The following is a 13163-nucleotide window of genomic DNA, read 5'->3' on the forward strand; positions in this document are numbered from 1 at the left end:
GCATGGAAGCAAACATAAAAGCTGCTGTTGAAGCAGGTATTTTAAATTATGGAAAAGTTGACGAGATTGATACAGCCCCAGAATTTCTGGCAAAAATCATTCAAGTATTCAATACTGAAGCCACTTATTTGGAGAAGTTGGATCTTTTGGATCAGTCTTTTGACGATTATCCTTTGTTTGACGAACTTCGCGAAGTTTATGTTGACTTGCTGTTAATGAATTTCTTTTCTAATGACGTGCTCAAGCTTGAAGATGATTACCTGGATTCGGAAGAATGGGAAGCAATTGAAGATGAGACGATAGATCGTGGGACTGAATTGTTGAACATTTTCCTTTACTTAGGTGAATGTAAAGATGATGAGATAGAGCCGGAATTAGATGATTTCCTAAAGGAGTTTTTATTGGTTGATGAAGATGAATTTCAGGATGAGCATGAAATCTATGAAGATATTATCGCCAATCAGATTCTAGTGGATAGTCCATATGCTGAAATAGCCAAAGTAGCGAAAAGTGTTAATCCTAGAAGCGAAGTATATGAATTGTTTTATCCTGTAATGAGTTTCTTTAGTGAATTGAGACCTAGTGATAAACAATTTGAGGAGTATGCTGCGGCGTCAAACAATAAAGCGTTTGATTTGGCTCTCTATAAAGTTCTTAGTACTTATTACAATAAATAAATATGACAGATTCAATTAACCCCAGCAATGCCGGATTCGATGCGGTAATTGACAAGAAAAAGAGTATTATCTATGGCATCATTCTGGGCATAATTTCTTTTATTCTTGGATTAGTCGTTTTGTTCGTCGTTAAAGACCTGAATTCCTTCTGGGGAGTTATGTCTATGTCATTTATTGTCAATACGGGTATATTTGTTATTATATCTGCATTGTTTTCCTTTTCTCTTAGAAAAGCGAATGGAGGCTACTGGAGTTTTTCCATAGCGCTTAAATCCATTTTTATGATGTTGGCTATTTCGACGATTATTTCGACCATTGGAACACAGGTGTATGTTAATTTTGTGAATCCTGCTCTGCAAGAGAAAGTTGTGACCCATACTATTAATGTGACCATTGAATATATGGAAAAGAATAATGTACCTGACGAAGTCATTGATTCAAAAATTGCTGAATTAGAAAAACAGGTTGAGGCGATTGGAAAGATAACTTTGGGCCAGATTTTTAAAGGTCTTGCGATTACATTGTTGTTCCAATTTGTGTTTGCATTGTTATTATCTGCGCTTTCAAAAAGAGAAAAGCCTGTATTAGTGCAGCCTACTAAGTAGATTTTTATAAAATAAAGTATAGCGCATAAGGTATTGCTAAGAAAAGTAATACCTTTGTTTGTATTAAAATAGTACATTTTTAGCATGATTAACATTCACATGGATATTTCTGTTGTTGTTCCGTTATTTAACGAAGAAGAATCTTTACCCGAATTGACTGCCTGGATTGACCGGGTAATGACGGCCAATCATTTCTCTTATGAAATTATTCTGGTTGATGATGGGAGTAAAGACAACTCCTGGAAGATCATTGAAGAATTAAAATTGCAAAATGGCAATATTTCGGCCATCAAATTCAGACGTAACTATGGGAAATCCGCTGCATTAAATGTTGGATTTGCGGCAGCTCAGGGCGATGTGGTCATCACAATGGATGCAGATTTGCAGGATAGTCCAGACGAGATCCCGGAACTATATGACCGAATTATGAACAAAGGTGCCGACCTAGTCTCGGGTTGGAAACAAAAACGCTATGATCCATTAACAAAAACAATTCCGACCAAATTATTCAATGGTGTGACGCGGTCCATGTCAGGGATTCATAATTTACATGATTTTAACTGCGGTCTAAAAGCCTATAAAAAAGAAGTAGTAAAGAATATAGAGGTCTATGGCGAGATGCACCGCTATATTCCCGTGATTGCAAAATGGGCCGGATTTACAAATATTCAGGAACAAATTGTTCAACATTATCCGCGTAAATACGGAACAACGAAATTTGGACCGGGACGTTTTGTTAAAGGTTTTTTAGACTTGCTGTCTATATTTTTTGTTGGGAAATTCGCTAAGCGACCAATGCATTTCTTTGGTGTCATGGGCGTGATTAGCTTTTTGGCCGGTTTATTTATCTCCATCTATTTAATCTGTCACAAACTAATGAGTATTGCCAGTGGTACTCCATTTAGGGATATCACTGATCAACCATTATTTTTCTTTGCATTGACAGCGATCATTCTAGGGACCCAATTATTTTTGACAGGATTTTTAGCTGAACTGGTTTCAAGAAGTAGTTCGGAGCGAAATGATTATCAAATTGAAAAAGTCATTTAATTCACTATGCGCATTGTGATTCTGGGCTCTGCTTACCCTCTAAGGGGTGGGGGAATTGCTTCTTTCAACGAACGATTGGCAGCTCACTTCCAAGAATTGGGGCATGAGGTGGATATTTACTCGTTTACTTTGCAGTATCCCAACTTTCTCTTTCCGGGTAAATCCCAATACTCAGATGAGCCGGCTCCTACTGGGCTGAATATTAAGACTAAGGTCAATTCGATCAATCCGCTGAATTGGCTTAGGGTTGGAAGGGAACTTCGGAATGCGCGATACGATCTACTTATCGTTCGTTTTTGGATGCCCTTTTTTGGTCCTTGTTTAGGCACTATTCAACGACAGGTACGAAAAAATAAACATACTAAAATTGTCTGCATTGCGGATAATATCATTCCTCATGAACAAAGATTCGGAGACAAGTTGCTAATCCGGTATTTCTTAAAATCGGTTGATGCCTGCGTTACGATGAGTAAAAGTGTGCTAGCGGAATTAAAAATGCTGAGTCCGCAGATGCCTTCAGTCTATACTCCCCATCCCCTTTATGATAATTATGGGGCTCATTTGAGCAAACCTGAAGCACGTAAATTGCTCCATATTGATCAGAAAGACAAGGTAATTTTATTTTTTGGATTTATCAGACAATATAAAGGTTTGGATATGCTGTTGGAGGCCTTAGCAGATGCGAGGCTCCGGGATTTAAATATCAAACTATTGTTGGCGGGAGAGTTCTACGGCGACCCAGCACCCTATTTTGCGCTTATTAAAAAATATCATTTGGAGGAGTCGATCTATATGCATACCGATTTTATTCCGAATCAAGAGGTTGGTCGTTATTTTTCGGCAGCTGACTGCGTCGTATTGCCCTATCGCAGCGCGACACAAAGTGGTATTACTCAGGTGGCCTATCACTTTGATTTGCCCATGATTGTTAGTAATGTGGGGGGACTACCTGAACTGGTACAAGATGGTTATGTGGGCTATGTTGTAGGCCCCGATGTTGATAGTATCGCGACGGGAATTGCGTCTTTCTATCACCATGATAAAGAGAAACAATTCAGAACAAATATTATTGATGAGAAGAAAAAATATAGTTGGGATACCTTTTGTAATGAACTTCTTAAGCTTATTGATTGATTGATTGATTGATTGATTGATTGATTGATTGATTGATTGATTGATTGATTTTGGTTAAGAGGGATCATGTATGAAAGTGATTTTATTTGTATATAAAAGCAAATTTATCTAAGTTTGGAATACCGAGGAAGAAATTAAAAAGGAGGAGAGATTTTGTTGCCGTTTACACAGAGTAGTTTAGTAAAGATAGAGGAATTTTTTAAAGAACAAGGCTATAAAGTTAGGTATGAAAAGGGCTCATTTCGTACCGGGGCCTGTATGTTACAGGCAACAAAGGTTGTAGTTGTGAATAAGTTTTCGAATCTGGAGATAAAAATCCAGTCTTTATGGAATATTCTATTGGATGTCGAGATTGATGCAACAACTATTTCAGAAAAACTACTTCCGATTTATGAAGAGGTATTGAAATCAAAAACAGCAGTTTGAGAGTAACATTTTTAGGAACAGGAACATCACAGGGGGTGCCAGTTATTGCGTGCCAATGTCAAGTCTGTCTATCTCAGGACAAACGTGATAAACGGTTGCGTTCTTCCATTCTTGTTGAATATAATAATCACACGCTCGTCATTGATACAGGTCCTGATTTTCGCTATCAGATGCTGCGGGAGAAAGTAATGCACCTTGATGCTGTATTAATGACGCATTCTCATAAAGATCATATAGCCGGTTTGGATGATGTTAGAGCATTTAATTACCAACAGCATTCATCGATCTCGATTTATGGAACAAATGCGCTTCACGAAGCTTTAAAGCGCGAATTTTATTATGCATTTACAGAAATTAAATATCCAGGAGCTCCTCGATTAGATCTTGAGGAAATAAAAGCTGGCGAACCATTGCTCTTGTTTGGGAAGGAGATTATCCCCATTGAAGTGTTGCATTATAAAATGCCCGTGCTTGGATTTCGGATAGACGATTTTGCTTATATTACAGATGCTAAGTTTATTTCAGCAGAATCGAGGAAATTACTGGAAGGTGTTAAAGTTCTTGTGGTCAATGCCTTGCAAAAAGAATCCCATATTTCTCATTTGACATTGCAGGAAGCCATTGAATTTGCGCAAGATATTCAAGCGGAAAAGACCTATTTTACTCATATTGGACATCGGATGGGCTTACATGCTGAAGTCTCAGAAGAATTACCTCCAAACATATATTTAGCGTACGATAGACTGCAGATCAATCTTGACAATTCTATTTAATATAAAACTATAGTCCATTTCTCGTTGTTATACTTATACACAAATAGAACAACTTATTAAATTATAAAGAAATGGGAAATTTATTGTACATCATCGCCGTTATTTTAGTGATCATTTGGGCGATCAGCTTTTTTGGAGGTTATGCAGGAGGGAATATCATTCACATCCTATTGGTGATTGCAATTATCGTCGTGTTATTGCGCGTAATCCGTGGTAACGCCTAATCCATCCACTATTACATTAAATTCAGATAAAAATGGGCAATTTGTAGATCCTGCGGATAGGTGATTTTTATATTTTTGGAATCTCCTTCTACAATAGAAATGCGATTGCCTATTTTTTCGACGACCGATGCATCATCTGTAAATAGGGGATCTTCTTTTTGATTGTAAGCCCTTATTAATAATTCCGCCTGAAAGACCTGTGGAGTCTGGATTAACCAGATCTGGTTCCGGTCGGTTGCATGATTTGAAATCGTGTTGCCAATTCGTATGGATTCGACACTTTTTTGTGCCAATACTATTGCTTGATGTTGATAGGCTCCTCGGAATGCCCTGTTGATTAATGAAGCGGACACGATGGGACGGGCGCCATCATGGACAGCAATATAATCGTTGGTTTCTATTTTAAAATTTTCCTGGATATATTTAATGCCATTCTTTACACTCTGAAAACGAGTACTGCCTCCATACGTTAAATGTACCGCTGTATTATAGTTCAGTTTTGCGCATAATTCCATCCAGAATTTTTCCATTTCTTTGCTGATAACCAAGATGATTTCTGAAATATCTGATGACTTTTGAAAATGGTTGATAGTGTGCATAATTACCGGTAAGCCGTTTAAATCTAGAAATTGCTTTGGTAGATCGCTATTCATACGACTTCCCGTTCCGGCGGCAACGATAATGACAAAATTCATGTGCAGAGATTGAAGGTTATTATTTAAAAAAACGTGGATAGTTTGTTGCTACCCACGTTTCGAGATATCGTTTATCTAAAACTGACTAAATAATCAACATGGCATCGCCATAGCTATAGAATCTATATTTTTCTTTTACAGCAACTTCATAAGCATTCATCACATTTTCATATCCTGCAAATGCTGCAATCATGACCAATAAAGTAGATTCCGGTGTATGGAAATTGGTGACCATTGAATTTGCAATGCTGAAATCGTAAGGTGGATAGATAAATTTACTTGTCCAATCTGAAGCAGCTTTCAAATGATGATCTGCTGAGACAGAGGATTCGATGGCACGCATTGAAGTGGTTCCGACAGCACAAACGCGACGTTTATTATCAATGGCTTTGTTTACTATTTTTGCAGCTTCCTCGGTAATAATAAATTGCTCAGAATCCATCTTATGTTTTGTCAAATCTTCAACTTCCACCGTACGGAAAGTACCAAGACCGACGTGTAATGTCACTTCAGCAAAATCAACGCCTTTAAGCTCCAAACGTTTCATTAATTCGCGTGAGAAGTGAAGACCGGCTGTCGGTGCAGCTACAGCGCCTTCATTTTTTGCATAAATAGTTTGGTAACGGAATTTATCTTCTGGAGTTGCTTTACGTTTGATATATTTAGGAAGCGGTGTTTCTCCCAAAATCTCGATATTACGACGGAATTCTTCATCGGTACCATCGAACAGGAATCGGATTGTACGTCCTCGTGAAGTTGTATTGTCAACTACTTCCGCCACTAACAGGTCATCATCACCGAAGTATAATTTGTTACCGACACGGATTTTACGCGCTGGATCAACCAATACATCCCAAAGACGAAGTTCATTGTTCAATTCGCGTAACAAGAAAACTTCAATCGTAGCTCCAGTTTTTTCTTTATTACCATATAGGCGCGCTGGAAAAACTTTTGTATTGTTTAATATCATGACGTCTTTGTCGTCAAAATAATCCAATACATCTTTGAAAATTTTGTGTTCAATTTTACCAGTATCTTTATGTAGGACCATCAAACGCGATTCGTCACGATTTTCAGAAGGTTCAGAAGCAAGTAGTGATTCTGGTAAGTTGAATTTAAATTGAGATAACTTCATCTTTAATGATATATATTTTAATGTCTGCCTTTCAGTGCATTACAGTGCACCAAATACTAGGTTGCAAAAAGCATACAAAGTTATAACTTTTTTGGGTATCAAAAGGTCTTATTTCCAATTTATAGATATATTTTATTGATTTTGACATTAAATCAAAACTATATTGTATTTTAGAATACAATTATGTTATTCCTTAGATTGATATTGGAAAGTTGTCAGTTTGCGTTTTCTGCATTAAAGGACAATCGTACACGTACCCTGCTTTCCCTGCTGGGCGTGACTATCGGTATTTTTACCATCATAGGCGTATTTTCGGCGGTTGATACCTTACGAAATAATATTGAGGAGTCTGTAAAGAAGATCGGTAGCAAGACCCTTTATATTGAGAAATGGCCTTGGGACGGCGGTCCGAATTATCCCTGGTGGAAATATTTGAATAGACCTGAGCCCACTTATAATAATTATCAGGATTTAAGAAGTCGTATGACAACCGCAGAATATATGGCTTATATGATTAATATCGGTAACACAACGATCAAATATAAGAACAATTCCGCCCAAGGTTCGTCGGTAAATGCGGCTACCTATGAAAACCTTTATATTCAAAATTTAAATATTGTTAACGGTCGGTATTTTGCCGAGAGTGAATCCAGAGGGGGGGCTTTGGTCACCGTTTTGGGTGCTAATATCGCAGAGGGGCTTTTTCCAAATGAGGAACCTGTAGGAAAGTATATTAGTATGTTGGGTAGAAAAATTCAGGTCATCGGTGTTTTAAAAAAAGAAGGTAACGGTGTGCTAATTAATACCTCACCTGATGATACTGCTTTTATTCCATTTGAATTGGCTCGTAATCTTGTCAATTACGACAATTTTTCACCAAGTATTGCGATGGTCATCAAGTCCGGTTATACATTGGCGGAAGCTGAAAGTGAAGCAAAAACCTTGATGCGGTCAATCCGTCGTATTTCTCCGCAACGGGAGGAAAATTTTTCCATTAACCAAACAACAATGATTACAGGGGCATTGGATCAGCTTTTCGGTATTATCAATCTAGCGGGGCTCTCCATTGGTATTTTTTCTATTTTAGTTGGTGGTTTTGGTATTGCGAATATCATGTTTGTGAGTGTCAAAGAGCGTACACATATTATTGGAATCCAAAAAGCATTGGGAGCTAAAAACTTTTTTATTTTGTCGCAGTTTCTCATTGAGTCTATTGTCCTTTGCCTGCTCGGAGGCGGGATCGGTCTTTTTGTTGTCTATTTTCTGGCATTTATTGTTCAATTGGCTACGGGCGTAGCCATTGTTGTCAGTCTAAAGATGGTTATTCTTACAGTATCTCTTTCTACTTTCATTGGACTGATATCCGGAATCGTTCCTGCTTTAATGGCCTCTCGTTTAGATCCTGTCGAAGCAATTCGAAGTAAATAATCTCGTTATGGTAAAAAAGGCTCAAATATCGTTATTGAATGGATTTTGGCTTTTACTTTTTGCCTACAGCTGCATGTTGATGGCAGAAATCACCTGGCGTTACCATAGTTTTGCATTGGATGCAAATTTTCTAATGATTAAACAAACTGAAATAGCGGAGCTTTGGTGGTATAGATATGCTTTCTATGTACATGTCTGTACGGCAATACTCGCCTTACCCGCTGGTTTTACCCAATTTAATTCAGGTCTGCTAAAAAAATACCCGTTATGGCATCGGGCGATCGGTTACGTCTATGTTATTAGTATTTTGGGGTTTGCTGCACCTTCCGGAGTATTGATCGGGGCAGTCGCGAATGGAGGGGTATTTTCAGTCATTTCCTTTGAATTTCTTGCGCTAAGTTGGTTTTATTTTACCATACAGGCTGTTCGCCTGGCAGTTCAAAGGAAGTTTAAAGGGCATCAAGAATTTATGTTACGCAGTTTTGCCCTGACCTGTTCAGCCCTTACATTGCGTTTCTGGAAAGTGATTTTGGTATATCTATTCCAGCCTAATCCGATGGATCTTTATCAGATTATTGCTTGGCTTGGCTGGGTACCGAATTTATTGCTCGTGGAATATATTATTTATCGAAAAAATCGCAATTTAAGAAATCATCATGAACTGTCTGGCTCATAAATGGAATATATTCGTTAGCTTAACACGATAAATTATAGAGATATGAAAAGGAATATCTATTTACTATTGGTGCTTTCTGCCCTAATTGGCTGTAAAGAGCAAGCAAAGAAGACGGCTATTAAGCCCTCGGCACAAGATTCTACTGTTCTTGAACGCGAAGCACATCAGGAACTTTACGGTAATTGGGTAGGGGACTTTCTGATTGATGAAAATTCGCTTGAAGGGGGAGCGGAGTTGCCAACAACAGATTATAGTCCAAAAATAAATCTAACCATCAAAAAAATAACAGATAAAGGAAACGTCTTTGGGCAAAATGTAGTTAAAGGGAACTTGCGTTCTTTGACGGGAAAACTTGAAGGTAATGGAAATGCGATACAGCTTTTATTGGACGAGCCTGGGGATAAAAAATCGGATGGCCGTTTTGAAATAAAATTGAAGGATGATACACTAATCGGAAGTTGGGTAGCCTATGACCAGGGAGTAAAGATTAAGAAAAGGAGTTTCAAATTATTGAAAAAGCAATTTGCCTATAATCCAAATCTGATGTTAAATAATCAAGATGAAGAATATGGAACTCTGGTGGATTGGATCAACGCGAAAAAGCAGGAAGCGACCGACCAAGATGGTGATTCCACCTATACCTATGTAATGGAATATTACCGTTCCGCCTCTCCAGCTGTGTTCAGTATAAATGCTTCGAAACAAAAATTGGAGGAGAAAGACTTGAAAAATCTAAAAAAGTTAGATCTAGAGATTATTCGAAATACGATTTTTGCACGCCATGGCTATGCGTTTACGAAACCCTCTATTCGTCAGTTCTTCGATCCTGTAGATTGGTATGTTCCGGTATCCAAAGACGTTAGTGCGGACCTAAGTCCGTTGGAAAAAGATAATATTGCTCTTCTGACCAGATTTGAGAAATATGCGACAGATAATTACGATACATTTGGAAGGTAACCCACATTTGTTTTTTGATGCATGTTATCTCAAACCGTCACTGCAGATTGGCTATTGGACAGCCGGTGGTCGTGTATATAGCAGGTAAAATTAAACAAGAGCGGGGTGTCCAAAGAAAAATGGACCCCCCGCTCTTGTTATCTCTTATTTGATTCTGTCAGAGCTATATTTGTTGGTTTCGAATAGAAATCGCATTTTTATGAGCCTGTAGGCCCTCCAATTCAGCGAGTATTTCAACTGTAGATCCAATCTGTTGGAGTCCCGTTTCGTTGATATGCTGAAATGTTATTTTCTTTACAAATGAGTCGACGGAAACACCAGAATAGGAGCGAGCATATCCCGATGTCGGTAAGGTGTGGTTGGTTCCAGACGCATAGTCACCGGCGCTTTCCGGAGTAAGGTGGCCTAAGAAGACCGATCCTGCATTGCTGATAAAGCGTATCAGCGATTGCCACTGATCCGTCTCCAGGATCAGATGTTCGGGAGCATATTCGTTTGAAAACTGTAAGGCCTCCTGAAGGTTGCCTACGGTTACTGCATAGGAGTTTTCAATCGCTTTTGAAGCAAGTTCTTTGCGTGGTAAAACCGATAATTGTGCTTCTAGTTGCCTGTTAACAGCATCTACAATAGCTGTGGAAGTGGCAACCAATACCGCTTGACTGTCTACACCATGTTCTGCCTGCGCGAGAAGATCTGCGGCAATAAATGCTGGATTAGCTGTTTCGTCAGCAATAACAAGCACTTCAGAAGGACCTGCAGGCATGTCTATGCTCACGTTGGTTAATCCCTGTATAATTGATTTTGCCTTGGTGACAAATTGGTTGCCCGGGCCAAAGATTTTATCAACTTTAGGAATAGATTGTGTACCAAATGCCATCGCTGCCACCGCCTGAGCCCCACCTACAAGGTAGATCCGCTTAATATTGAGTAATTTCAAACAATAGGCGACAAATCCGTTGATCTTTCCATTGGATTGCGGCGGTGAACAAACCACGATTTCCTTACATCCTGCGATGCGAGCTGGGATACCCAGCATCAATAATGTGCTTGGTAGTACCGCAGAGCCGCCAGGGATATATAAGCCCACTTTTTCAACCGGACGTATTTCCCGCCAGCATTTTACTCCTGGCATTGTCTCGACCGTGCGTTCTCTTTTAAGCTGCGTGCTATGGAATCTGTGAATATTTTGGAAGGCGATTTCTAAAGCGCGCTGCTGGTCACGTTGGATTGTTGCGGCTAATTCATCAATGTCCGCTTCATCCAAAAAAAGTCTGTTCAGCTGTACTTTATCAAATTTTTCGGCATATTCACGCAGGACAATATCGCCTTGCGTCTGTACCTGCTGAATAATATCTTGGACCACTTCTTGAATTGAATTGTTCGGATCTGTATTCCGCGCAACCAATTGTTGCAGTTCCGCTTTTCCTAAAGATTGGTATTCATATTTTTTTAGCATGGTCGTATGAATAGGTCAAGTTTAAAGAATGATTTTTTCAATTGGCATTACAACAATGCCTTGTGCGCCTGCTGCTTTCAATTTGTTGATTTTATCCCAAAAGTCGTCTTCAGTAATAACGGTGTGTACCGCCACCCAGCCTTCTTCGGCCAACGGAACTACAGTGGGACTTTTTACGCCATGTAATAAAGAAGTGATGGCAGGAAGATTCTTTTTCTCCACATTCAATACTACATATTTGGTTTCCTTTGCCAAGAGAACCGATTCTATACGTTGAACCAACTCGGTGAGAATTTCATTTCCTTCAAGCCCTTTTCTACCGACGAGAATAGCCTCAGAATTTTTGACATCGGCAAAGGGTTTTAAACCATTGCTTTTCAAGGTCCCTCCGGTGGATACAATATCACATATGGCATCGCTAAGACCCAGGCCAGGTGAAATTTCGACAGATCCAGATATCAATCGTATATCAGCATTGATTTTGTAATCGTCGAGGAAATTTTTAAGGATATTGGGGTAGGAGGTGGCAATCGCTTTGCCGTTAAGGTCTTTAATATCTTGAATGGAGCTATCTTTCGGTATCGCGAGTTTCAATGTGCATTTCCCGAAGCCTAGCCGTTTGATATATGCTACTTTCGATTCTGTTTCATCGATGATATTTTCGCCTACGATACCAAGATCAGCTATTCCCTGTTCGACATAGCCCGGGATATCATCATCTCTGAGAAACAATATTTCCAAAGGGAAGTTGCCTACCGTAGTAATTAAGGAACTTTTGTAGTTTTCGAAATCCAAACCACAGTTTTTTAGTAATTGAACAGATTTTTCGTTTAACCTACCCGATTTTTGGATAGCAATTTTAAGATTTTTCAACGCTTTATAAATGTTAGCAGTAAATTATTAATAATAAGAAATCAAACAAGAGGGAAGGTATTCTACGTAAGAACACATTAAATTAACATATCGCCACAATGGCGATAATGCAAATGAAAATGATGTACGTAGGTATAGACCATGTTTGTATTAATAACCGAGAGCAAATGTATAGTAAATTAATGGGAAATACAAAAATATCATTTTAAAAAGTTTAAAGAACCGATCTGTGATGATATAAATCATTAAAATTTCTTTCTGTTTTCTATAAAGTTTGAAACATTGACTGGCAACTCTTAGAAATTTACTTATTTTTAAGGAGCGAAGTTTTTAATTTGATTCGCTTATGAAATGAATCCGTTGGAGGAAGTGGTGGTATTACTTGCATTAGCTTTTGCGGATTAAAATAAAATTGGCTAAAAAAGCTGAATATCACATGATAAATAATCTATAGCAGATGAAAAGAGTAGTATTTATATTAATAAGTTGGGTGACATGCATTACTGGTACTGTAATCGCTCAGGAAAAGCCAGCATCCACTTTAGATATTCGTATTTTGGAATCAATAGCTGAAACAAGAACTGAACCTCAGACACAGACTTTTAAAGTGCTGTCTGACATCAACAATTATGTGCAAGTTGCCGTTCCTGTTGGTCTATTAGTTGCCGGTGCTATCAATAACGATAAGGCAATGCGTCAAAATGCACTTTACGTAGCAAGTAGTACGGCTGTGACGGCATTGGTTAATGTCGGAATAAAACATCTGGTCAAGCGGAGTAGGCCCTTTAAAAAATACCCTAATTTTATATCTGTTCGTACGGCTAGCGGTTATTCTTTTCCTTCAGGCCATACTTCATCGGCTTTTGCAACAGCGTCAAGCTTGTCCCGTGCTTACCCCAAATGGTATGTTGTTGCGCCGTCTTTACTTTGGGCGGGAAGTGTTGGTTATTCCAGGATGTATCTTGGGGTGCATTATCCAACGGATGTACTCGCTGGGTCGGTATTGGGGGCTGGGTCGGCCTTTGCATTGGATGGGTTAAAAAAATAATAGAAA

15 protein-coding genes are annotated in these 13163 nt (G+C 38.7%); 11 read left to right on the plus strand and 4 right to left on the minus strand.

What is annotated here, in order from left to right:
• Positions 1-2: 2 nt before the first annotated feature.
• The 7 genes from ACK8HY_RS03230 (at position 3) to ACK8HY_RS03260 (ending at position 4889) form a co-directional block, all read left to right on the plus strand.
• On the plus strand, positions 3-677 hold the full coding sequence (locus tag ACK8HY_RS03230; RefSeq protein WP_416132765.1) for a hypothetical protein: 675 nt from the start codon (positions 3-5) through the stop codon (positions 675-677).
• Between the two features lie 2 nt (positions 678-679).
• Entirely contained in the window at positions 680-1282 is a 603-nt protein-coding gene (locus ACK8HY_RS03235) for a DUF4199 domain-containing protein (protein WP_077435400.1), read from the plus strand.
• 99 nt (positions 1283-1381) lie between these two features.
• On the plus strand, positions 1382-2332 hold the full coding sequence (locus ACK8HY_RS03240; protein ID WP_077435940.1) for a glycosyltransferase family 2 protein: 951 nt from the start codon (positions 1382-1384) through the stop codon (positions 2330-2332).
• 6 nt (positions 2333-2338) lie between these two features.
• Positions 2339-3466 (plus strand): glycosyltransferase family 4 protein, encoded by a 1128-nt coding sequence (locus ACK8HY_RS03245; protein WP_416132766.1) that lies wholly within the window; start codon positions 2339-2341, stop codon positions 3464-3466.
• 258 nt (positions 3467-3724) lie between these two features.
• A complete protein-coding gene (locus tag ACK8HY_RS03250; protein WP_254846203.1) occupies positions 3725-3892 on the plus strand; it encodes a hypothetical protein in 168 nt (55 codons plus the stop codon).
• A complete protein-coding gene (locus ACK8HY_RS03255; RefSeq protein ID WP_077435394.1) occupies positions 3889-4665 on the plus strand; it encodes an MBL fold metallo-hydrolase in 777 nt (258 codons plus the stop codon). Before ACK8HY_RS03250 ends, ACK8HY_RS03255 begins: the two co-directional genes overlap by 4 nt.
• A gap of 71 nt (positions 4666-4736) precedes the next feature.
• A complete protein-coding gene (locus tag ACK8HY_RS03260; protein ID WP_138097065.1) occupies positions 4737-4889 on the plus strand; it encodes a lmo0937 family membrane protein in 153 nt (50 codons plus the stop codon).
• Between the two features lie 11 nt (positions 4890-4900).
• Here ACK8HY_RS03260 and ACK8HY_RS03265 read toward each other — a convergent pair whose 3' ends face one another.
• Positions 4901-5584, minus strand: a complete 684-nt coding sequence (locus ACK8HY_RS03265) for a 2-C-methyl-D-erythritol 4-phosphate cytidylyltransferase (protein ID WP_077435392.1) — start codon at positions 5582-5584, stop codon at positions 4901-4903.
• 85 nt (positions 5585-5669) lie between these two features.
• Positions 5670-6719 carry a tRNA preQ1(34) S-adenosylmethionine ribosyltransferase-isomerase QueA gene (queA, locus tag ACK8HY_RS03270; protein WP_077435390.1) on the minus strand — a complete coding sequence of 350 codons (1050 nt, stop codon included), beginning with the start codon at positions 6717-6719 and terminating at the stop codon, positions 5670-5672.
• Positions 6720-6902: 183 nt separating this feature from the next.
• Between queA and ACK8HY_RS03275 the strand changes: the two genes are divergently transcribed.
• The 3 genes from ACK8HY_RS03275 to ACK8HY_RS03285 are packed head-to-tail and all read left to right on the plus strand — an operon-like array spanning position 6903 to position 9780.
• Positions 6903-8147 carry an ABC transporter permease gene (locus ACK8HY_RS03275; RefSeq protein ID WP_175992005.1) on the plus strand — a complete coding sequence of 415 codons (1245 nt, stop codon included), beginning with the start codon at positions 6903-6905 and terminating at the stop codon, positions 8145-8147.
• A gap of 7 nt (positions 8148-8154) precedes the next feature.
• Positions 8155-8823, plus strand: coding sequence for a DUF2306 domain-containing protein (locus tag ACK8HY_RS03280; RefSeq protein ID WP_416132767.1), 669 nt, complete (start codon positions 8155-8157; stop codon positions 8821-8823).
• Positions 8824-8865: 42 nt separating this feature from the next.
• A complete protein-coding gene (locus tag ACK8HY_RS03285; protein WP_077435384.1) occupies positions 8866-9780 on the plus strand; it encodes a YARHG domain-containing protein in 915 nt (304 codons plus the stop codon).
• 163 nt (positions 9781-9943) lie between these two features.
• On the opposite strand, the gene hisD is transcribed toward ACK8HY_RS03285, so the two are convergent.
• Entirely contained in the window at positions 9944-11236 is a 1293-nt protein-coding gene (gene hisD / locus ACK8HY_RS03290; RefSeq protein ID WP_077435382.1) for a histidinol dehydrogenase, read from the minus strand.
• A 21-nt stretch (positions 11237-11257) separates the two neighbouring features.
• Entirely contained in the window at positions 11258-12109 is an 852-nt protein-coding gene (gene hisG / locus ACK8HY_RS03295; RefSeq protein ID WP_077435380.1) for an ATP phosphoribosyltransferase, read from the minus strand.
• Between the two features lie 457 nt (positions 12110-12566).
• On the opposite strand from hisG, the gene ACK8HY_RS03300 reads away from it, so the two are divergent.
• On the plus strand, positions 12567-13157 hold the full coding sequence (locus tag ACK8HY_RS03300; protein ID WP_416132768.1) for a phosphatase PAP2 family protein: 591 nt from the start codon (positions 12567-12569) through the stop codon (positions 13155-13157).
• Positions 13158-13163 lie beyond the last annotated feature (6 nt).

Origin of the sequence: Sphingobacterium sp. NGMCC 1.201703 (assembly GCF_047784615.1) — a bacterium.
In the GTDB taxonomy this organism is placed as follows: Bacteria; Bacteroidota; Bacteroidia; order Sphingobacteriales; family Sphingobacteriaceae; genus Sphingobacterium.

Coding starts and splice junctions, on each gene's coding strand:
- ACK8HY_RS03260 (WP_138097065.1), top strand. CDS start 4,737: ATGGGAAATTTATTGTACATCATCGCCGTTATTTTAGTGATCATTTGG.
- ACK8HY_RS03265 (WP_077435392.1), bottom strand. CDS start 5,584: ATGAATTTTGTCATTATCGTTGCCGCCGGAACGGGAAGTCGTATGAAT.
- hisD (WP_077435382.1), bottom strand. CDS start 11,236: ATGCTAAAAAAATATGAATACCAATCTTTAGGAAAAGCGGAACTGCAA.
- ACK8HY_RS03250 (WP_254846203.1), top strand. CDS start 3,725: ATGTTACAGGCAACAAAGGTTGTAGTTGTGAATAAGTTTTCGAATCTG.
- ACK8HY_RS03285 (WP_077435384.1), top strand. CDS start 8,866: ATGAAAAGGAATATCTATTTACTATTGGTGCTTTCTGCCCTAATTGGC.
- ACK8HY_RS03280 (WP_416132767.1), top strand. CDS start 8,155: ATGGTAAAAAAGGCTCAAATATCGTTATTGAATGGATTTTGGCTTTTA.
- ACK8HY_RS03235 (WP_077435400.1), top strand. CDS start 680: ATGACAGATTCAATTAACCCCAGCAATGCCGGATTCGATGCGGTAATT.
- queA (WP_077435390.1), bottom strand. CDS start 6,719: ATGAAGTTATCTCAATTTAAATTCAACTTACCAGAATCACTACTTGCT.
- ACK8HY_RS03230 (WP_416132765.1), top strand. CDS start 3: ATGGAAGCAAACATAAAAGCTGCTGTTGAAGCAGGTATTTTAAATTAT.
- ACK8HY_RS03245 (WP_416132766.1), top strand. CDS start 2,339: ATGCGCATTGTGATTCTGGGCTCTGCTTACCCTCTAAGGGGTGGGGGA.
- ACK8HY_RS03275 (WP_175992005.1), top strand. CDS start 6,903: ATGTTATTCCTTAGATTGATATTGGAAAGTTGTCAGTTTGCGTTTTCT.
- ACK8HY_RS03300 (WP_416132768.1), top strand. CDS start 12,567: ATGAAAAGAGTAGTATTTATATTAATAAGTTGGGTGACATGCATTACT.
- ACK8HY_RS03240 (WP_077435940.1), top strand. CDS start 1,382: ATGGATATTTCTGTTGTTGTTCCGTTATTTAACGAAGAAGAATCTTTA.